18 protein-coding genes are annotated in these 19,200 nt (G+C 60.6%); 10 read left to right on the top strand and 8 right to left on the bottom strand.

All coding sequences use genetic code 11. From position 1 onward, the window contains the following. The first annotated feature begins 41 nt into the window (after positions 1 to 41). From NTD89_RS27540 to NTD89_RS27505, 8 genes are all read left to right on the top strand, one after another. Complete coding sequence (locus NTD89_RS27540) at positions 42 to 1,325, top strand: NAD(P)/FAD-dependent oxidoreductase (protein WP_262210669.1); 1,284 nt, start codon at positions 42 to 44, stop codon at positions 1,323 to 1,325. Positions 1,326 to 1,711: 386 nt separating this feature from the next. Further along, on the top strand, positions 1,712 to 2,848 hold the full coding sequence (locus NTD89_RS27535; protein WP_145160199.1) for a branched-chain amino acid ABC transporter substrate-binding protein: 1,137 nt from the start codon (positions 1,712 to 1,714) through the stop codon (positions 2,846 to 2,848). 232 nt (positions 2,849 to 3,080) lie between these two features. Next, positions 3,081 to 3,995: an ABC transporter permease subunit gene (locus tag NTD89_RS27530; protein WP_053254074.1), complete on the top strand. Its 915-nt coding sequence runs from the start codon at positions 3,081 to 3,083 to the stop codon at positions 3,993 to 3,995. Positions 3,996 to 3,997: 2 nt separating this feature from the next. After that, complete coding sequence (gene livM / locus NTD89_RS27525) at positions 3,998 to 5,275, top strand: high-affinity branched-chain amino acid ABC transporter permease LivM (protein ID WP_145160201.1); 1,278 nt, start codon at positions 3,998 to 4,000, stop codon at positions 5,273 to 5,275. Continuing rightward, positions 5,272 to 6,147 carry an ABC transporter ATP-binding protein gene (locus tag NTD89_RS27520; RefSeq protein ID WP_119737880.1) on the top strand — a complete coding sequence of 292 codons (876 nt, stop codon included), beginning with the start codon at positions 5,272 to 5,274 and terminating at the stop codon, positions 6,145 to 6,147. The genes livM and NTD89_RS27520 overlap by 4 nt, the downstream gene beginning before the upstream one ends. After that, positions 6,144 to 6,860 carry an ABC transporter ATP-binding protein gene (locus tag NTD89_RS27515; protein ID WP_262210668.1) on the top strand — a complete coding sequence of 239 codons (717 nt, stop codon included), beginning with the start codon at positions 6,144 to 6,146 and terminating at the stop codon, positions 6,858 to 6,860. Before NTD89_RS27520 ends, NTD89_RS27515 begins: the two co-directional genes overlap by 4 nt. Before the next feature lie 823 nt (positions 6,861 to 7,683). Then, positions 7,684 to 8,448, top strand: coding sequence for an SDR family oxidoreductase (locus NTD89_RS27510; RefSeq protein WP_064450434.1), 765 nt, complete (start codon positions 7,684 to 7,686; stop codon positions 8,446 to 8,448). A 197-nt stretch (positions 8,449 to 8,645) separates the two neighbouring features. Continuing rightward, a complete protein-coding gene (locus tag NTD89_RS27505; RefSeq protein ID WP_145160207.1) occupies positions 8,646 to 9,551 on the top strand; it encodes a cation diffusion facilitator family transporter in 906 nt (301 codons plus the stop codon). Positions 9,552 to 9,662: 111 nt separating this feature from the next. Here the strand turns inward: NTD89_RS27505 and NTD89_RS27500 are convergent, their stop codons facing one another. From NTD89_RS27500 to ureE, 5 genes are all read right to left on the bottom strand, one after another. After that, the gene (locus tag NTD89_RS27500; RefSeq protein WP_262210666.1) at positions 9,663 to 10,784 is read right to left on the bottom strand and encodes an AGE family epimerase/isomerase; all 1,122 of its coding nucleotides are present in this window, start codon (positions 10,782 to 10,784) and stop codon (positions 9,663 to 9,665) included. Positions 10,785 to 10,965: 181 nt separating this feature from the next. Continuing rightward, on the bottom strand, positions 10,966 to 11,538 hold the full coding sequence (locus NTD89_RS27495) for a HupE/UreJ family protein (protein ID WP_145160211.1): 573 nt from the start codon (positions 11,536 to 11,538) through the stop codon (positions 10,966 to 10,968). 25 nt (positions 11,539 to 11,563) lie between these two features. Further along, positions 11,564 to 12,178: an urease accessory protein UreG gene (gene ureG, locus NTD89_RS27490; protein WP_017849719.1), complete on the bottom strand. Its 615-nt coding sequence runs from the start codon at positions 12,176 to 12,178 to the stop codon at positions 11,564 to 11,566. A 26-nt stretch (positions 12,179 to 12,204) separates the two neighbouring features. Next, a complete protein-coding gene (locus tag NTD89_RS27485) occupies positions 12,205 to 12,879 on the bottom strand; it encodes an urease accessory protein UreF (protein WP_262210664.1) in 675 nt (224 codons plus the stop codon). Next, on the bottom strand, positions 12,876 to 13,376 hold the full coding sequence (gene ureE, locus NTD89_RS27480) for an urease accessory protein UreE (RefSeq protein WP_262210662.1): 501 nt from the start codon (positions 13,374 to 13,376) through the stop codon (positions 12,876 to 12,878). The genes NTD89_RS27485 and ureE overlap by 4 nt, the downstream gene beginning before the upstream one ends. Before the next feature lie 339 nt (positions 13,377 to 13,715). On the opposite strand from ureE, the gene NTD89_RS27475 reads away from it, so the two are divergent. Beyond that, the gene (locus tag NTD89_RS27475; protein ID WP_262210660.1) at positions 13,716 to 14,186 is read left to right on the top strand and encodes a C40 family peptidase; all 471 of its coding nucleotides are present in this window, start codon (positions 13,716 to 13,718) and stop codon (positions 14,184 to 14,186) included. A 5-nt stretch (positions 14,187 to 14,191) separates the two neighbouring features. On the opposite strand, the gene NTD89_RS27470 is transcribed toward NTD89_RS27475, so the two are convergent. Then, positions 14,192 to 14,824 (bottom strand): TetR family transcriptional regulator, encoded by a 633-nt coding sequence (locus tag NTD89_RS27470; protein ID WP_145160221.1) that lies wholly within the window; start codon positions 14,822 to 14,824, stop codon positions 14,192 to 14,194. Positions 14,825 to 14,975: 151 nt separating this feature from the next. Then, positions 14,976 to 15,347, bottom strand: a complete 372-nt coding sequence (locus NTD89_RS27465) for a hypothetical protein (protein WP_106577655.1) — start codon at positions 15,345 to 15,347, stop codon at positions 14,976 to 14,978. Between the two features lie 368 nt (positions 15,348 to 15,715). Between NTD89_RS27465 and NTD89_RS27460 the strand changes: the two genes are divergently transcribed. Next, entirely contained in the window at positions 15,716 to 17,782 is a 2,067-nt protein-coding gene (locus NTD89_RS27460) for an AsmA family protein (RefSeq protein WP_262210658.1), read from the top strand. Between the two features lie 873 nt (positions 17,783 to 18,655). On the opposite strand, the gene NTD89_RS27455 is transcribed toward NTD89_RS27460, so the two are convergent. After that, on the bottom strand, positions 18,656 to 19,186 hold the full coding sequence (locus tag NTD89_RS27455) for a bacterioferritin (RefSeq protein WP_106577657.1): 531 nt from the start codon (positions 19,184 to 19,186) through the stop codon (positions 18,656 to 18,658). Positions 19,187 to 19,200: the final 14 nt, after the last annotated feature.

Genomic DNA, 19,200 nt, shown 5'->3' with positions numbered 1-19,200 from the left:
CAGAATAATGGTGGTTTGTTAGGTCTCATCGGAGTCTGGCAATGGCATTACGCGAAGCATGTTTGTGGGAACACCTTACCCCTGGCCGCCCGGACCGGGCCGCGCTCAAGGGCGAGGTCAAGGTCGATGTGTGCGTGATCGGCGCCGGGATCACCGGGTTGTCGGCAGCCGTGCATTTGCTGGAGCAAGGTAAAAGCGTCGCCGTGCTGGAGGCCCATCGCACCGGCCATGGCGGTTCGGGGCGTAACGTCGGGCTGGTGAATGCCGGTATGTGGATTCCCCCGGACGAGATCGAAGCCGGTTTCGGCGAGGCGGTGGGCAGCCAGCTCAACCGCATGTTGGGCGCAGCGCCGTCACTGGTGTTCAGCCTGATCGACAAGTACGGCATCGATTGCCAACTGCGCCGCGAGGGCACCTTGCACATGGCGCACAACGCCCGTGGCGAGGCGGATTTACGCAGTCGTGAAGCACAATGGAAGCGCCGTGGCGCGCCGGTTGAATTGCTGACCGGGCAAGCCTGCGAACACGCCACCGGCACTAAAAAGATCGCCGCCGCACTGCTGGATCGGCGCGCGGGCACCTTGAACCCGATGGCCTACACCAGTGGTTTGGCGAATGCGGCGGTTGGCCTGGGCGGGCAGCTTTTCGACCATTCCCCGGTCACCCGGCTGGAGCGCCAGGGCGCAACCTGGTCGGTGCAAACCGCGCAGGGCTCGGTGCAGGCTGCACAAGTGGTGATCGCCTCCAATGCCTACACCGAAGGCGAATGGACTGAGCTGCGGCGCAATTTCTTCCCAGGCTATTACTACCAGGTCGCTTCGGCGCCGCTGACGGACGACGCTGCCCAACAGATCCTGCCTGGCGGGCAGGGCTCGTGGGACACACGCCAGGTGTTGAGCAGCATCCGCCGCGATGCAGACGGCCGGCTGTTGCTCGGCAGCCTGGGCAACGGGAATCAGAAACCCGCCTGGTTCCTCAAGGCGTGGGCCGATCGGGTGCAGCAGCATTACTTCCCGTACCTCAAATCGGTGCAGTGGGAATACACCTGGACCGGCTGCATCGCCTTCACCCCGGACCACCTGATGCGTCTGTTCGAACCCGCGCCGGGCCTGGTGGCGGTGACCGGCTATAACGGGCGCGGCGTGACCACCGGCAGCGTAGTGGGCAAGGCATTTGCCGACTATTTGTGTCACCAGAATGCCCAGGCCTTGCCGATTCCCTTCGCACCGATGCAACCGCTGGCCGGGGTGGGCTTGCGCAGTTGCCTGTATGAAGCCGGATTTTCGCTGTATCACGCGGGCCAATGCCTACGGATCGTGATCTGATCAGCGAAATACCTGTCAGAAGCCTGCATTTTCTTAGCAGGCTACTAATCTGTATTGGTGCAAGTCGTAGCAATCACGCACTGTAAATGTGCAGTTCCGTTACGCACATTGTTACAGGCGTAGGAACTGTCGTTTATCCGTCTGGTTGCAGGTGCGACCTGTCAGGGTTGTACTTTTTTGCTCCATCGGTTGCACCTCTCGGTACCAGGCGGTTGCACGTCCTGGCAAAAGGAGTCGAAACGCCTGTAATAACAATGACACCGTGTCTTTTTGAAGAATAAAAAAGTAATGGCACGCGGCTTGCTCTGGGCTTTCCCTGAAAGTTTCAGTTGAAGGTTCGCAGTGAAATCGTAGTGCCAATAAACAAAAACCTCGGAGCACCACTCATGTCCCAGACGTTTTACAAGAAAGGTTTTCTGGCCCTCGCCGTTGCAGCGGCGCTGGGTGTTTCTGCGTTTGTTCAAGCTGATGTGAAGATTGGCGTAGCGGGGCCGATGACGGGCGCCAACGCAGCTTTCGGTGAGCAGTACATGAAGGGTGCCCAAGCGGCAGCCGATGTGATCAACAAGGCCGGTGGGATCAACGGCGAGCAACTCAAGCTGGTGGCCGGCGATGACGCCTGCGAGCCGAAGCAGGCGGTGGCCGTCGCCAACCGTCTGGCAGACCAGGACAAAGTGATCGGCGTGGTCGGGCACTTCTGCTCCTCCAACACCATCCCGGCCTCCGAGGTGTACGACGAGGCCGGCATCATCATGATCACCCCGGGTTCCACCAACCCACAGGTGACCGAACGTGGCCTGGGCGCGGTGTTCCGTATGTGCGGGCGTGACGACCAGCAAGGCATCGTCGCCGGCGACTACATTGTCGATGTGCTCAAGGGTAAGAAAGTCGCGGTGATCAACGACAAAGACACCTACGGCAAAGGCCTGGCTGACGCCACCGCTCAGCAGTTGACCAAACGTGGCGTCAAGCCGGTGCTGGAAGAAGGCCTGACCCGTGGCGAGAAAGACTTCAGCGCCCTGGTCACCAAAATCCGCTCCACCGGTGCTGATGTGGTGTACTTCGGCGGCCTGCACCCTGAAGCCGGTCCACTGGTGCGCCAGATCCGTGAAGCGGGCCTCAAGGACGTCAAGTTCATGTCCGATGACGGCATCGTGACCGACGAACTGGTTGCCACCGCGGGCGGCGCGCAATACGTAGACGGCGTTTACATGACCTTCGGCGCCGACCCGCGCCTGCTGCCAGACAGCAAGACCGTCGTGGAAGAGTTCCGCAAAAACGGCACCGAGCCTGAAGGCTACACCCTGTACGCCTATGCCTCGATCCAGGCCCTGGCCGCCGGTTTCAACGGCGCCAAGTCCAATAAAGGCGAAGACGCCGCCAAGTGGCTGAAATCGCACCCGGTCAAAACCGTGATGGGCGAGAAAAACTGGGACGCCAAGGGCGACCTGAAGATCTCCGACTACGTGGTTTACCAGTGGGATAAAGACGGCAAATACCACCAGCTGGAAAAGCAGAAGTAAGAACAAACACGATCGTTTAAGCGCCTCGATCCCCTGTGGGAGCTGGCTTGCCTGCGATAGCGGTTTCACATTCAACACAGGTGTTGGTTGTCAGTCCGTCATCGCGGGCAAGCCCGGCTCCCACAGGGGGCGCGGTTGCTCGCACCATCGTGTCAGGCGACAAGTCTGTCTTTTCCTCCAGAAGCGCCGCACGCCCACCGGTGTGCAGGTGCTCACCGCGTGAGATTGCGTTATGGATGGTATTTTCCTGCAGCAACTGGTCAATGGCCTGACCCTCGGGTCGGTCTATGGCCTGATCGCCATCGGCTACACAATGGTCTACGGCATCATTGGCATGATCAACTTCGCCCACGGCGAGGTTTATATGATTTCCGCTTACCTCGCGGCGATCAGTCTGGCACTGCTGGCTTACTTCGGGATCGAATCCTTCCCGCTGCTCATTCTCGGCACCCTGATATTCACCGTGGTCGTCACCGGCGTTTACGGTTGGGTCATCGAGCGTGTCGCCTACAAACCGCTGCGCAACTCCACCCGACTGGCACCGCTGATCAGCGCCATCGGCATCTCCCTGATCCTGCAAAACTATGCGCAGATCGCTCAGGGCGCGAAACAACAAGGCATTCCAACCCTGCTGGCCGGCGCCTGGCGCGTCGATATCGGCAGCGGTTTCGTGCAGCTGACCTACACCAAGGTGTTCATCCTGGTGGCCGCGTTTCTGGGCATGGGGCTGCTGACCTACATCATCAAATACACCAAGCTCGGCCGCATGTGCCGCGCGACTCAGCAAGACCGCAAGATGGCCTCGATCCTGGGCATCAACACCGACCGGGTGATTTCCTACGTATTCGTGATTGGTGCAGCGATGGCGGCCCTGGCCGGCGTGCTGATTACCCTCAACTACGGCACGTTCGACTTCTACGCCGGCTTCATCATCGGCATCAAGGCGTTTACCGCAGCGGTACTCGGCGGCATCGGCTCCCTGCCTGGGGCCATGCTCGGCGGGATCATCCTGGGTATCTCCGAGTCGCTGTTCTCGGGGTTGATCAACTCTGACTACAAAGACGTGTTCAGTTTCTCCCTGCTGGTGGTGATTCTGATTTTCCGTCCTCAGGGCCTGCTTGGTCGTCCGCTCGTGGCGAAGGTGTAAACATGTCTGCTGCCAAATCGATTGATATCAAAAAAAGTGTGGTCGATACGGTCCTCGCCGGGCTGATTTCGTTGATCGTGTTCGGTCCGATCGTCGGCGTGGTCCTCGACGGCTACAGCTTCAACCTGCAACCGGCGCGCGTGGCCGTATTGGTTGCCATTGTGATGGCTGGCCGTTTTGCCCTCAGCCTGTTCCTGCAAACCCCCAAGGGCCTGAAGATTCTGCAGGGTTTCGAGAGCAGTGGCTCCGGCGTGCACGTGTTGCCGCCCGACTACAAATCACGCCTGCGCTGGATCATCCCGGCGCTGATCGTGATCGCCATCGTGTTCCCGATCTTCGCCAACAAGTACCTGCTCACGGTGGTCATCCTCGGGTTGATTTATGTGTTGCTCGGCCTGGGCCTGAACATCGTGGTGGGCCTGGCCGGGCTGCTCGACCTGGGTTACGTGGCGTTCTACGCCATCGGTGCCTACGGCCTGGCGCTGGGTTATCAATACCTGGGCCTCGGCTTCTGGACGGTGCTGCCCTTGGCGGCCATCTGTGCGGCGCTGGCGGGGTGCATACTCGGGTTCCCGGTGCTGCGAATGCACGGTGACTACTTGGCCATCGTGACCTTGGGCTTCGGTGAAATCATTCGCCTGGTGCTCAATAACTGGCTGTCGTTCACTGGCGGCCCGAACGGCATGCCGGTGCCTTCGCCGACCTTCCTGGGCCTTGAGTTCGGGCGCAAGGCGAAGGACGGTGGGATTCCGTTCCATGAGTTCTTCGGCATCGATTACAACCCCAACATCAAGTTCATGTTCATCTACATCGTGCTGTTCCTGGTGGTGCTGGCCGTGCTGTACATCAAGCATCGCCTGACCCGCATGCCGGTCGGCCGCGCCTGGGAAGCCTTGCGCGAAGATGAAATCGCCTGCCGCTCCATGGGCCTGAACCACGTGCTGGTCAAGCTCTCGGCGTTCACCATCGGCGCGTCCACGGCCGGTCTGGCCGGGGTGTTTTTCGCCAGCTACCAGGGTTTCGTCAACCCGTCGTCGTTCACCTTCTTCGAGTCGGCGCTGATCCTGGCCATCGTGGTGTTGGGCGGCATGGGCTCGACGGTCGGCGTGGTGATTGCGGCGTTCGTATTGACCGTCGCGCCCGAGTTGCTGCGCAGCTTCTCGGAGTATCGCGTGCTGCTGTTTGGCGTGTTGATGGTGGTGATGATGATCTGGCGGCCGCGCGGCCTGATTCGCATCAGCCGTACCGGTGTGACCCCACGTAAAGGAGTGGCGCCATGAGCAAGGAAGTCGTCCTGTCCGTGGAACATTTGATGATGCACTTCGGTGGCATCAAGGCCTTGAGCGATGTGAGCCTCAAGGTCGAACGCAACTCGATCTTCGCCCTGATCGGCCCCAACGGCGCCGGTAAGACCACGGTGTTCAACTGCCTGACCGGTTTCTATAAGGCCAGCGGCGGCAAGATCCAACTCAACATCCGCGGCAAGCAGACCAACGTGATCCAGTTGTTGGGCGAGCGCTTCAAGGTCACCGACTTTGTGTCGCCGAAAAGCTTTTTCAGCCGTGTTTACTACAAGATGTTTGGCGGCACTCACCTGGTCAACCGTGCCGGGCTGGCGCGCACCTTCCAGAACATTCGCCTGTTCAAGGAAATGTCGGTGCTGGAGAACCTGCTGGTGGCCCAGCACATGTGGGTCAACCGCAACATGCTCGCCGGCATCCTCAACACCAAGGGCTACCGCAAGGCCGAAAGCGATGCGCTCGACCACGCCTTCTACTGGCTGGAAGTGGTCGACCTGGTGGACTGCGCCAACCGCCTGGCCGGCGAGCTTTCCTACGGCCAGCAGCGCCGCCTGGAAATCGCCCGTGCCATGTGCACCCGGCCGCAGATTATCTGCCTGGACGAACCGGCAGCCGGCCTTAACCCGCAGGAAACCGAAGCGCTCAGCGCGATGATTCGCCTGCTGCGCGACGAACACGACCTCACGGTGGTGCTGATCGAACACGACATGGGCATGGTGATGAGTATTTCCGACCACATTGTGGTGCTCGACCACGGCAACGTGATCGCCGAGGGCGGCCCGGAAGCGATCCGCAACGACCCGAAAGTGATTGCCGCCTACCTGGGCGCCGACGAAGAGGAGCTGGTATGAGTGCACCTACCCTCGAAATGAAGGAGCTGGACGTGTTTTACGGCCCGATCCAGGCCCTGAAAAAAGTCTCGCTGCACATCAACGAAGGCGAAACCGTCAGCCTGATCGGCTCCAACGGCGCGGGTAAATCCACGCTGCTGATGTCGATTTTCGGCCAGCCACGTGCGGAGTCCGGGCAGATCCTCTACAACGGCGTCGACATTACCCACAAGTCGTCCCACTACATCGCCTCCAACGGCATTGCGCAGTCGCCGGAAGGGCGGCGGGTGTTCCCCGACATGACCGTCGAGGAAAACCTGCTGATGGGCACGATCCCGATTGGCGACAAATACGCGCAGGAAGACATGCAGCGCATGTTCGAGTTGTTCCCGCGGCTCAAGGAGCGGCGCACCCAGCGCGCCATGACCATGTCCGGCGGCGAGCAGCAAATGCTCGCCATCGCCCGCGCGCTGATGAGCCGGCCCAAGCTGTTGCTGCTCGACGAACCAAGCCTGGGCCTGGCGCCGATTGTGGTGAAGCAGATCTTCGCGACCTTGCGTGAGCTGGCGGCGACCGGGATGACCATCTTCCTGGTGGAGCAGAACGCCAACCATGCGCTGCGCTTGTCGGACCGGGCGTATGTGATGGTCAACGGCGAGATTCGCCTGACCGGCACCGGCAAGGAGTTGCTGGTGAACGAGGAAGTGCGCAATGCCTACCTCGGCGGGCACTGATCTGAAGGCTTGATGCAATCACCCCTGTGGGAAGCGGCTTTAATGTGGGAGCTGGCTTGCCTGCGATACGAACACCTCGGTCTGTCAGGCAAACCGAGGTGATGCTATCGCGAGCAAGCCCGGCTCCTACATAAAGGCGGTTCCCACATTTGTTTTTGGGTGTCCACAGGCTTCCCGCCAAATTGTGGAAAACAAATCCAGCCACCTTCCAAAGCGCGACATATAGCCGCCGCAAATCCCTGTTTTGTCACAGTTTTGACTTGTCCCCATCCGCTGTGGAACCGGCTGTGGGTAACGTGGGAGTAGCTGGCTGAAAGCCTTTAAAACCGTGGCTTGCAGCGCGGTGGTTGTTTATTGATCAGCGGTTTTTTCGGGCCCTGTCGAGCGCTTTGTCAACCTGTTTAAAGACACAGGTATATGACCGATTTATGTTGCCTGGGCCTGTGGATAAGTCTGTGACTAAACTCTGGAAAGACGGCCGCAGAGGCCGGAATGACTGGCCTGGAGCCATCGTTCGCGTTTGCATCTGTCAACCGGGCCTACATACGGCCCGTCCAAGGTCAAGCAAAAAACTTTCTAAAACTGCCTGCAGGCCTTGTACACAGCGGCTTTTGGCTTTTTGCACTTGCCCCCAAAGACTGTGGGCGCAGTTGTGGATAACCTGCGCGCATATGGCTGCAGACCACGGTTTATAAGGCCTCGCTCGAGATGGTTAAAAATTGACCAGCTGTACATGAAGGTGTGTGCACAGCGGTTGCCGCAATCGCGGCGTAAGGGCATTCTGCTGGCAACTTTTTTCCCAGATGCCCGCAAGGAGAACACCATGTCCGACACGCTGTTTATTACTGGCGCAACCTCAGGTTTCGGCGAAGCCTGCGCCCGCCGCTTTGCCGACGCCGGTTGGAAACTGGTGCTCACCGGCCGTCGTGCCGACCGTTTGAATGCACTGGTTGAAGAGCTTTCCAAGCAGACTGAAGTGCACGGGCTGGTGGTGGACGTACGTGACCGCAAGGGCATGGAAGACGCCATCGCCAACCTGCCGCCTTCGTTCGCCAAGCTGCGCGGGCTGATCAACAACGCCGGCCTGGCCGTGGGCACTGACCCTGCGCCCAAGTGCAGCCTCGACGATTGGGAAACCATGGTCGACACCAACATCAAAGGCTTGCTGACCACCACCAGCCTGCTGCTGCCACGCCTGATCGCTCACGGCCGAGGCGCCGGGATCATCAACCTGGGCTCCATCGCCGGCAGCTACCCGTACCCGGGCAGCCACGTGTATGGCGGCTCCAAGGCGTTCGTGAAGCAGTTCTCGCTGAACCTGCGTTGCGACCTGCAAGGCACCGGCGTGCGCGTGACCAACATCGAACCAGGCCTGTGCGAGAGTGAATTCTCGCTGGTGCGCTTTGGCGGCGACCAGGCGCGTTACGACGCGACCTACGCCGGTGCTGAGCCGATCCAGCCGCAGGACATTGCCGACACCATCTTCTGGGTGCTGAACACCCCGGCGCACGTGAATATCAACCGGTTGGAGCTGATGCCGGTGAGCCAGACCTGGGCTGGGTTTGCGATTGAGCGTGGGGCCAAGTAAGGCTTAAGACCGAGTCGCTGCCATCGGGGGCAAGCCCCCTCCCACACTCAACCGAGTTTCAACTTTGAAATGCGGTCAAATGTGGGAGGGGGCTTGCCCCCGATGGCGTCAAATCGGCCAAAACACGACATAAGGTACACTCCACCCCTGAAAACCCCTCCGCACTGTGCGGTTTAAAGGTTTTGACGGGAGGAAATGTGAGTAACCGAGGTGAGCAGGCACTGCTCAAACAATCGACCATCCTGATGTTCGCGGTAGCGATCGCCGGGATTGTCACGGGTGTGATATCTGGCGCCCAATCCATTCTGTTCGACGGCTTTTTCTCGCTGATCGCCACCGCCATCAAGGTGTTGATGCTGATCACGGCCAAGCTGATCGCCAAGAAAAGCAACGAGCGTTTCCAGTTCGGCTATTGGCACCTGGAGCCAATGGTATTGCTGATCGAAGGCAGCTTTTTGCTGCTGATCGCCATCTACGCGTTTCTCAACGGCGTGTTCGGCATTATCAATGGCGGGCGCGAGATCGAGTTGGGGCTGGTGATCGTTTATGCGGCGGTGTTTACCGTCGTCGAATTCGCTTACTTCTTCTACGTGCGCTACCGCAATCGCACGCTGAAATCTTCGCTGATCCAGTTCGACAACATCAGTTGGCTGGTGGACGCGATGCTCTCGGTGGGTTTGCTGATCAGCTTTCTCGCCGCGCTGTTGCTCAAGTCTCAGGGGTATGACGAGTGGGCGGTGTATGTGGACCCGCTGATCTTGATCCTGTTGGCCCTGAGTATGCTGGCGCCGGCGTTCAAGATCCTGCGTCCGGCCTTGCGCGAAGTGCTGGGGATTGCCCCGGATCACTTGGACGACAAGGTGCGCGAAGTGATGGAGGCGGCGCAAGCCAAGCATGGTTTCGACGACTACGAGTCCTACGTGCAAAAGCACGGGCGGGCGCGGTTTATCGAGATTCATGTGGTGCTGCCGGCGGATTACCCGGTGGGCAACGTCGCGACCCTCGACGCGCTGCGCGAAGAGATATCCACAGCGCTGGGCACGCCGGATGCGGCGCGCTGGCTGACGATCAGCTTTACCGGGGATCGCAAGTGGATTGCGTGACGGTCGGCTAGACCGCGGTGGGGCCATCGCAGGCAAGCCAGCTCCCACATGTTGAAGGTGTGAACCCATTCAAGTGTGGGAGCGGGCTTGCCCGCGATGCGACCCTGAAAGTCAGCCCAAATGCTGGATCAAACCCTGGTAGCAGGTCGCCAAGTGATACGGCGTGGTCGACGGCATGTCCCGTCGGCTCACAACGCCCTTGGCATCCAGGCATTCATGCCAGCCTTTGTCATGCAAAAAGTGCTGTTGCAGCGCCAGCAATTGGCGTTGCAGCACTGCCTCGCTGGCGGGCCGCAAGGTCAGCGCGCGCAGGTATTCAGCCTGGGCCCAGATCCGTTGAGTGCCATCGCGCACCGTGCCGTCCAGAGCGAGCATGCCGCTGACCGCGCCGTTCGATTTATCCACACCCTTGAGCTCGGCGTAGGCAAACGCCCGCGTCAACGAGGCATGCAGCGCGGTGCCGCGAAGCACGTCTGAAGACGCCAGCAAAAAGAACCATTCGAACTGATGGCCGGGCTCAAACCAGTTATCCACAGCGCCCAGCGGTTTCTCCATCATCACGCCGTGCTCGCGGTCGATGAAGCGCTTCTGCATGGCCGTGGCAAGGTCCAGCAGTGCGTCTTGCGTGACGGCGTCTTCACGCACGGCCAGGGTGGCGAGAAAGCCTTCGGCCAAGTGCATCAGCGGGTTTTGCAGGGGGCCGGACTTGAGGGATGACCAGTTGCGCTCCAATACCGCTTCGTACAGGCCGTCGCCTGTGGCGAAGCGTTCGGCGACCACGGCCAGCGCCGCATTGAGCACCGATTCCACCAATGGCTCACGCACTTTGGCCCAGTAGTGGGCACAGGCAAAGATGATGAAGGCGTGGGTGTAGAGGTCTTTGCGCTTATCCAGCGGCTTGCCGTGCGCGTCGATGCTGTAGAACCAGCCGCCGTGCTCGGCGTCGTGAAAGTGCCGTTGCAGGGAGCGAAACAGCGCCGCCGCGCGCTCTTCGGCAAAGGCCGCCTGCGGCTCGCCGATCAGGCTGGCGAACAGGTACAGCTGCCGCGCGCAGGCCATGGCCCGGTAGCGTTGCGGGGGCAAAGGCTGGTGATTGGCGTCCAGCGCCTCATAGGGCAACGCCAGCTCGGCATTCCAGCCCGGGCCCTGCCACAGCGGCACGATCAGGTCATGGAAGTGCGTGAGCACGGCATTCAACGAAGGCTGGGAGGCGGAACTTGGAGCGGTGGGCATCGGCTGGCGTCGTCACGGCAGGGGTGTAGGCGCGCATGGTAGCAGGCTTGAGTTGCGTGGTGTCTGTGCCACCGCAATCGCGGGCAAGCCCGCTCCCACATTTAACCGCGTCCTGGCGTTGGAATGCGGTCGAATGTGGGAGCGGGCTTGCTCGCGAAGAGGCCTTCAGCAGCGCCGCAAATCAGCCCGCCAGCAACCAGACCCCCGTTGCCGCCGAAGCCGCCCCGGCCACCCGCACCAATGGCGCAGCCGCCGTCGGCAGAAAACGCACCACCGCGTACCCGGCCGCGTGCAACACCGCCGTCGCGCCGACAAAACCGGCGGCATACGCCCAAGGGCTGGACATGTCCGGCAGCTCCAAGCCATGCGCCACGCCATGGAACAGTGCAAACAACGCCGTTGCAGCCACCGCGACGAACAGTGGCGGCCGCACCGCCAGCGCCACGGCCAGGCCCAGCGCCAGCACCGAAGCCGCGATCCCGCTTTCCAGCGCCGGAAGCTCCAGGCCTTCAAAGCCCAGCAGGCCGCCAATCAACATGGTGCCGACGAAGGCGCAAGGCAGCGCCCAGCGTGCGTTGCCTTTTTGCTGCGCCGCCCAGAGGCCGACGGCGACCATGGCCAGTAAGTGATCGATGCCGCCCAGTGGGTGGCTGATGCCGGCGACCAGCCCATTATCGCCATGCCCGGGGTGAGCGAAGGCGAGGGCCGGGGTGAGCAGCAAGGCTGCGGTGGCGAGAAGTTTGTTGAGACCCATGAACAGGCTCCTTTTCAGGGTGGTATCAGGCTGCGGTCAGCAAGCCCTGACGTTCGATAAAGGCGACGATTTCATCCAGGCCGACGCCGGTTTTCTGGTTGCTGAACACAAAGGGCTTACCGTTGCGCATACGCTGAGTGTCACTGTTCATCAATTCCAGCGAGGCGCCGACCAGCGGGGCCAGGTCGATCTTGTTGATCACCAGCAAGTCGGATTTGCAAATACCGGGCCCGCCCTTGCGCGGCAGCTTGTCGCCGGCCGACACATCGATCACGTAGATGGTCAGGTCTGACAGTTCAGGGCTGAAGGTGGCCGACAGGTTGTCGCCGCCGGACTCCACCAGAATCAGGTCCAGGCCGGGAAAGCGGCGGTTGAGCTGGTCCACCGCTTCAAGATTGATCGATGCGTCTTCACGAATCGCCGTGTGCGGGCAGCCGCCGGTTTCCACGCCGATGATGCGCTCCGGCGCCAGGGCCTGGTTGCGCACCAGGAAGTCGGCGTCTTCGCGGGTGTAGATGTCGTTGGTCACCACGGCCAGGTTGTAGCGATCACGCAGCGCAAGGCACAGCGCGAGGGTCAGGGCCGTCTTGCCGGAGCCCACCGGGCCGCCGATGCCGACACGCAAGGGTTGTGTGTTCATGTGCTTCTCCACAGAAGTAAAAGGGCTTAGGAACGGAACAGGCGGCTGTACTGGCGCTCGTGGGCCATGCACGCCAGGGACAGGCCGAACGCGGCGCTGCCAAAAGAGTTGAAGTCCAGGCGGCCGGCGTCCTGTTGGGCTTGCTGCAGCAACGGCAGCAGCTCACTGGTCAGGCGCTGGGCGGCCTGCTGGCCCAACGGCAACGTTTTCATCAGCACGGCGAGCTGGTTTTCCAGCCAGCTCCACAGCCAGGCGGCGAGGGCGTCATCCGGGCTGATCTGCCACGCGCGGGCCGCCAGCGCCCAGCCCAGGGCCAGGTGCGGTTCGGCGCAGTTTTCTACAAATGCGCGTGCGGCGGCGTCCAGTTCCGGCAAACCATTGAGCAGTTGCTGCAGGGAGTAGCCCATTTGCCGGCTCTCCTGGTACAGCTCGCGGGTTTCGCGGCTGGCGCGGTGTTCTTCGCACAACTGTGTCAGGCGCGGCCAGTCCTGGTCCGCCGCCGCGCGGCAATGGGCGAGCAGCAAGGGCGCTTCGAAGCGCGCCAGGTTGAGCAGCAACTGGTCGCTGATCCACCGCCGGGCACTGGCGGCATCATTGACGCGGCCATGTTCCACGGCCATTTCCAGGCCCTGAGAATAGCTGTAGCCACCAATCGGCAATTGCGGACTGGCCAGACGCAACAGCGCCCAGGCTGGGTTCATGGACGTACGCCGAACTGGTGCAGCTTGGGCGGGTAGTTGAAGTCTTCGTCGCCATGGCGCGAATGGTGATGGCCGCCGCCGTAGGCACCGTGTTCCGGCTGGAACGGCGCTTCGAGGGTTTCGGTCTGCGCGCCGAGCTGTTCGAGCATGGCCTTGAGCACGTAGTCATCCAGCAGGCGTAGCCAGCCGTCGCCGACTTGCAGGGCGACGTGGCGGTTGCCGAGGTGGTAAGCGGCGCGGGTCAATTCAAACGCACTGCTGCAGGTGACGTGCAGCAGTTGTTCAGGGCGCGCGACCACGCGTACGACGCGTCCGTCTTCAGCCTGTAGGAACTCGCCATCATGCAACGGCGGCTGACCGCGCTCCAGAAACAGGCCGACGTCTTCGCCGTCGGCACTGAAACAGCGCAGCCGGCTTTTGCTGCGTGCTTCGAAATTCAGCAGCAGCTCAGCGGCCCAGAGGGTTTGGGGCGTGATTCGGCGGTGGATCACCAGCATCAGGAGGCTTCCAGCTATGAGCGATAAGAGTGCTAGAGCAAGGTGCTTGCCAATCACGCACGCGCGTGGGAAATCCTTGTAGGCAAGCACCGGCGTGCCACCGAATAGGGCGTCAGTCGATTCTGACAGTGCCTCCAATTGGTGCGTGGCTGGATTTATAGCACCGGATGTGGGCGTTTTGCGTTGAGATCCGCAGCGCGCCGCATGAAATTTCCTTCATCTGATTCGTGCTGGAATTTTCCAGGAATTGACCTACACGAACGCCGGATAGGGCGTTCAAGAAGCTCGGCGCTGTTTCATTAGGATATTCGCCGTCCTTAATTCACCGCGGCGTCGATCATGTTCAAAGGCTTCACGTGTCTGGTCATTCTCGGTCTGTGGTGCGCCGCAGGGTCAGTTGCGGCCAATGCCCTGCCTGACGCGTCGATCACGCGTGTTATTGACCGCGCCCATGCGTTGCTCGGCACACCCTATAACGGCAGCGGCACCAGCGTCGGTCAGGGGTTCGATTGCAGCGGCTTGCTGGTCTATTTGTTCAAGACCCAGGCCAATATCCGCCTGCCGCGCACGACAACGCAGATGCACCGATCAAGCGCCGCAACAGTTCAGAGAGCCGCGCTCAAGCCGGGCGATGCGGTGTTTTTCAAGGGCAATGGCAGCGGGCAGGTCAGCCATGTCGGCCTGTATGTGGGCAAAGGCAAATTCATCCATTCGCCCAGCACCGGCAAACGCGTGCGCATCGATTCATTGAGCAGCCGCTATTGGAAAAAGCACTACACCACCGCCAAACGTTTTCATGCGGCGGGCTGATCGGCTTACTCGGTGCTGCCCAGGCCTTGCCAATGCTTGAGGCCGATGAAGATAAAGCGCAATTGCTGGGTGATTTTCGCCTGGGGCGTGAGGTGGGCGGGCAGGGCATGGGCCGGCGGGTCGATGATGTCGGGCAGGGTGGCGAATACACTTTTGACGATCAGGTCGGCCATCACGTGCAGGCCTTCGGCATCCAGGTGCTGGAGCTTGGGCATCAGCGTGAGGTCAGCCGCCAGGTCACTGGTGATGTCTTCGCGCAAGGCGGCGATGGCTTGGCGCACGGCCAGGCAGCCACCGTATTGCTCGCGGGCCAGGAACAGGAATTGCGATCGGTTGGCCGACACCACATCCAGAAAAATCCGCACGGACGCATCAATGATGCCGCCCATAACGAACTCGTTGTGGCGTACCAGGCGAATCGTGGCGCGGAAGGTTTGGCCGACTTCACTTACCAGCACCAGGCCCAGCTGATCCATGTCGTCAAAATGGCGATAGAAGCCGGTTGGCACAATGCCGGCGGTCTTGGCCACTTCGCGCAGGCTCAGGCTGCCGAACCCGCGGCCACACTCCATCAGATGGCGGGCTGCGTCCATCAAGGCGAGGCGGGTCTGTTGCTTCTGTTCAGCGCGGGGCAGCATCGGCGGGCGGACTTTGTCGGCAAGTACAGCGACGCACTCTAGCAAAACAGCTTCGTCGGCGTCGAACTTGGCGGGAGTGAAGCGTGAGGCAGTCTATAAAAAAGCAAAAGCCCGATCGGCTGATCGGGCTTTTTTCTCGGCCACCACGGGCTTAGCTCTGTGCTTGATGCAGTTCTTGCAGACGATCAGCACCGCCTTCGGCAACGCCATCGGTGTAGGCGCGTTTGTTGGCTTGTTCAGCACCGCCTTCTACCAGACCTTTCTGTTCAAGGCGATCACGGCCACCTTCAGCAACGCCTTCGGTGTAAGCACGTTTGTTGGCGTGTTCCGAACCATTTTCTGCAACGGCGCCTTTGGCGTAGTCACGGTTTTCGTCTTCTTGCGAACCGCTGCGAGCCAGGGTTTGGCTGGATTGAACGGCTTGAGCTTTGTTCTGTGGGGTGGCTTGTTCAGTGGCGGGCAGGGCAAAGGCGCTGGAAGCCAGGACAGACAGCAGAACAGTAGCGAGTATTTGACGTTTCATGAGGGTTGCTCCTTGGGAGGGCGATAAAGTGGGTACAGGGCTAATGCTACTCTCGATAAGTCGATATAAAAGTTCATAAACACAATGGTAATAATCAACAGAATTGATTGTTCCCATCAGAGGCTCTAGAACGCGCCTCTCAAGCCCGCGGTTTTGCACCATGGTGGGTATTTTCGACCCGTTCATGGGTAACACCGGTGCATTGTTGATGGTTTGGTCGATTCGAGCTGTAGGAGGAGTCGCTTTTTTTGCTAGGAATTCGTACTTGGGCTAAACCCCCACGCCATTTGTCAGTCGTAGCCTTATAAGCTGTAGTCAAAAGGTGCGTAGCAACGCGCACCCTCAGTCGTAACCAGGAGTCCTGTGCAATGACGCGCACTCGTAAAATCGTCGCTTGGAGCTGCGCCAGCTTCGTTCTGTTAATCGCCGTGGTGGTCTTGGTGCTGGTGTTCTTTGACTGGAACCGCCTAAAACCGCCGATCAATGCCAAGGTCTCCGAAGAGCTGCATCGCCCCTTTGCCATCAATGGCAACCTGGCGGTGGTGTGGGCGCGTGAGCCCGATGAAGGCGGCTGGCGTGCCTGGGTGCCATGGCCGCACGTGATCGCTGAAGACCTGACGCTGGGCAACCCGGACTGGTCGAAAAAGCCGCAGATGGTCACGCTCAAACGCGTGGAACTGCGCATTTCACCGCTGGCGCTGCTGGCGCAGCGTGTGGTGATTCCACGTATCGACCTCACCGAGCCGAGTGCAGACCTGCAGCGCCTGGCCGACGGTCGCGCCAACTGGACCTTCAAGTTCGATCCCAAAGACCCCAACGCCGAGCCGTCCAGCTGGGTGGTGGACATTGGTGCCATCGGCTTCGACAAGGGCCACGTGACCCTGGACGACCAGACACTCAAGAGTCAGTTGGACGTGATCATTGACCCGCTGGGCAAACCGATTCCCTTCGGCGAGATCGTCGGCGACGCCGATGCCAAGAAGGCCCTGGAAAAAGGTTCGGCGCCACAGGACTACGCGTTCGGCCTCAAGGTCAAAGGCCAGTACCACGGCCAGAAACTCGAGGGCACTGGCAAGATCGGCGGCCTGCTCGCCTTGCAGGACGCGGCCAAGCCGTTCCCGCTGCAAGCCCAGGTGAAAATCGCCGACACCAGCATTGCGCTGGCCGGCACCCTGACCGACCCGCTGAACCTTGGCGCCCTGGACCTGCGCCTGAAACTCGCCGGCAGCAGCCTGGGCAACCTGTACCCACTCACCGGCGTGACGCTGCCAGACTCGCCGGCTTATTCCACTGACGGCCACCTGATCGCCAAACTGCATGAAGCCAGCGGCGCGTCATTCCGCTACGAAAACTTCAACGGCAAGATCGGCGACAGCGACATCCATGGCAACCTGGCCTACGTCGCCAGCCAGCCACGGCCCAAGCTCAGTGGCGCGTTGGTTTCCAACCAATTGCTGATGGCGGACCTTGCGCCCTTGATCGGCGCCGACTCCAACGCCAAGCAAAAAGCCCGCGGTGGTGAAAGCAAGCAACCGGCCACCAAAGTGCTGCCGGTGGAAGAGTTCCGCACCGAGCGCTGGCGCGAGATGGACGCTGACGTGGAGTTCACCGGCAAGCGCATCGTGCACAGCGCCGAATTGCCGTTCACCGATCTCTACACCCACTTGGTGCTCAATGACGGCGAACTCAGCCTGGAACCCCTGCGTTTCGGCGTCGCCGGCGGCAAGCTGGATGCGCAGATTCGCTTGAACGGCCGCACCGTACCGATGGAAGGTCGCGCCAAACTCACCGCGCGTAACTTCAAGCTCAAGCAGTTGTTCCCAACCTTCGAACCGATGAAAACCAGCTTCGGTGAACTCAACGGCGACGCGGACATTTCCGGGCGCGGCAATTCCGTGGCGGCGCTGCTGGGCACGTCCAACGGCGACCTGAAAATGCTCATCAACGATGGCGCGATCAGCCGTGGGCTGATGGAAATTGCCGGGCTTAACGTGGGCAACTACGTGGTGGGCCGCCTGTTTGGCGACAAGGAAGTGAAGATCAACTGTGCGGCGGCAGACTTCGGCATCAAGACCGGCCTGGCCACGACTCGCTTGTTTGTGTTCGATACCGAAAACGCGATCATCTACATCGACGGCACCGCGAACATGGCGACCGAACAGCTGGATCTCACCATTACGCCGGAGTCGAAGGGCTTTCGCCTGTTCTCCCTGCGTTCACCGCTTTACGTCAACGGGCCGTTCATCAAGCCCAATGCGGGCGTGAAAGCCATTCCTCTGGCCCTGCGCGGCGCCGGCATGGTCGCACTGGGCGTCATCGCCGGCCCAGCCGCCGGGTTGCTGGCATTGGTAGCACCGAGCGGCGATGAGCCGAACCAGTGCGCACCGTTGCTGCAGCAGATGAAAGAAGGTAAAGCACCGAAAACTGTGAAGTAGCTGACAAAACCCAAATGTGGGAGCGGGGTTGCCGGCGATGGCGGTGGTTGAGTCGAAATCTTCGTTGACTGATCCACCGCTTTCGCGGGCAAGCCCGCTCCCACAGGGTTCGGCGGTGTGGCGGGTTACAGGGCTGGCAAAAAACCGCCCCGTCAGGCGCTGAAGACTGTGAAGAAGTAACTGCTAAAACCCAAAACCAAATGTGGGAGCTGGCTTGCCTGCGATAGCGGTGGCTCAGTCGACATCTTCATTGACTGATCCAGCGCTTTCGCGAGCAAGCCCGCTCCCACAGGGGTTCGGCGGTGTGGCGGGTTACAGGGCTGACAAATATCCGCCCTGCCAGGCCTTGAAAACAGTGAAAAAGTAACTGCCAAAACCCAAAACCAAATGTGGGAGCTGGCTTGCCTGCGATAGCGGTAGATCAGTCGATATCTTCATTGACTGGTCCACCGCTTTCGCGGGCAAGCCAGCTCCCACAGGGGTTCGGCGGTGTGGCGGGTTACAGGGCTGGCAAAAAACCGCCCCGTCAGGCCCTGAAGACAGTCAAAAAGTAACTGCCAAAACCCGAAACCAAATGTGGGAGCTGGCTTGCCTGCGATAGCGGTGGCTCAGTCGATATCTTCATCAACTGACACAGCGCTTTCGCGGGCAAGCCCGCTCCCACAGGGGTTCGGCGGTGTGGCGGGTTACAGGGCTGACAAAAAAACGCCCCGTCAGGCGCTGAAGACACTGAAAAAGTAACTGCCAAAACCCGAAACCAAATGTGGGAGCTGGCTTGCCTGCGATAGCGGTAAGTCAGTCGACATCTTCATCAACTGACACAGCATTATCGCAAGCAAGCCCGCTCCCACAAGGGTTCAGCGGTATGGCGGGTTACAGGTCCTGCAGAATATCCGCCATGTCGTCGGCGTGTTCTTCTTCCTGGGCCAGGATTTCTTCAAAGATGCGACGCGTGGTCGGGTCTTTGTCACCGATGTACTGGATGATTTCGCGGTAGCTGTCCACGGCAATGCGCTCGGCGACCAGGTCTTCGTAGACCATTTCCTTCAGGTTGTTGCCGGCCACGTATTGAGCGTGGGAGTTTTTCGACAGCAGGTCGGGGTTGAATTCCGGCTCGCCGCCCAGTTGCACGATGCGCTCGGCCAGTTTGTCGGCGTGCTCGGCTTCCTGGGTGGCGTGCTCCAGGAACTCGTCGGCCGCGACGCTGGCTTTCAGGCCGGTGGCCATGAAGTAGTGGCGTTTGTAGCGCAGCACGCACACCAGCTCGGTGGCCAGCGACGCGTTGAGCAGGCGAATGATTTCTTCGCGGTCAGCGTCGTAGCCTTCGGTGACGGCGCCGTTTTCGACGTTCTGGCGGGCGCGTGAGCGCAGGGTCGCAACGTCAGTCAAATGTGCTTCAGTCATCTCAATCTCCTGGT

It is taken from the genome of Pseudomonas sp. 14P_5.3_Bac1 (genome assembly GCF_025466135.1).
In the GTDB taxonomy this organism is placed as follows: Bacteria; Pseudomonadota; Gammaproteobacteria; order Pseudomonadales; family Pseudomonadaceae; genus Aquipseudomonas.
Note: the sequence above shows the minus strand (reverse complement) of the source record. Positions and strands in the feature narration are given on the sequence as shown.

What these genes read in the sequence shown, in the direction of transcription:
- NTD89_RS27540 (WP_262210669.1), top strand. Translation starts at nt 42, where the DNA reads ATGGCATTACGCGAAGCATGTTTGTGGGAACACCTTACCCCTGGCCGC.
- NTD89_RS27535 (WP_145160199.1), top strand. Translation starts at nt 1,712, where the DNA reads ATGTCCCAGACGTTTTACAAGAAAGGTTTTCTGGCCCTCGCCGTTGCA.
- NTD89_RS27530 (WP_053254074.1), top strand. Translation starts at nt 3,081, where the DNA reads ATGGATGGTATTTTCCTGCAGCAACTGGTCAATGGCCTGACCCTCGGG.
- livM (WP_145160201.1), top strand. Translation starts at nt 3,998, where the DNA reads ATGTCTGCTGCCAAATCGATTGATATCAAAAAAAGTGTGGTCGATACG.
- NTD89_RS27520 (WP_119737880.1), top strand. Translation starts at nt 5,272, where the DNA reads ATGAGCAAGGAAGTCGTCCTGTCCGTGGAACATTTGATGATGCACTTC.
- NTD89_RS27515 (WP_262210668.1), top strand. Translation starts at nt 6,144, where the DNA reads ATGAGTGCACCTACCCTCGAAATGAAGGAGCTGGACGTGTTTTACGGC.
- NTD89_RS27510 (WP_064450434.1), top strand. Translation starts at nt 7,684, where the DNA reads ATGTCCGACACGCTGTTTATTACTGGCGCAACCTCAGGTTTCGGCGAA.
- NTD89_RS27500 (WP_262210666.1), bottom strand. Translation starts at nt 10,784, where the DNA reads ATGCCCACCGCTCCAAGTTCCGCCTCCCAGCCTTCGTTGAATGCCGTG.
- NTD89_RS27495 (WP_145160211.1), bottom strand. Translation starts at nt 11,538, where the DNA reads ATGGGTCTCAACAAACTTCTCGCCACCGCAGCCTTGCTGCTCACCCCG.
- ureG (WP_017849719.1), bottom strand. Translation starts at nt 12,178, where the DNA reads ATGAACACACAACCCTTGCGTGTCGGCATCGGCGGCCCGGTGGGCTCC.
- NTD89_RS27485 (WP_262210664.1), bottom strand. Translation starts at nt 12,879, where the DNA reads ATGAACCCAGCCTGGGCGCTGTTGCGTCTGGCCAGTCCGCAATTGCCG.
- ureE (WP_262210662.1), bottom strand. Translation starts at nt 13,376, where the DNA reads ATGCTGGTGATCCACCGCCGAATCACGCCCCAAACCCTCTGGGCCGCT.
- NTD89_RS27475 (WP_262210660.1), top strand. Translation starts at nt 13,716, where the DNA reads ATGTTCAAAGGCTTCACGTGTCTGGTCATTCTCGGTCTGTGGTGCGCC.
- NTD89_RS27470 (WP_145160221.1), bottom strand. Translation starts at nt 14,824, where the DNA reads ATGCTGCCCCGCGCTGAACAGAAGCAACAGACCCGCCTCGCCTTGATG.
- NTD89_RS27465 (WP_106577655.1), bottom strand. Translation starts at nt 15,347, where the DNA reads ATGAAACGTCAAATACTCGCTACTGTTCTGCTGTCTGTCCTGGCTTCC.
- NTD89_RS27460 (WP_262210658.1), top strand. Translation starts at nt 15,716, where the DNA reads ATGACGCGCACTCGTAAAATCGTCGCTTGGAGCTGCGCCAGCTTCGTT.
- NTD89_RS27455 (WP_106577657.1), bottom strand. Translation starts at nt 19,186, where the DNA reads ATGACTGAAGCACATTTGACTGACGTTGCGACCCTGCGCTCACGCGCC.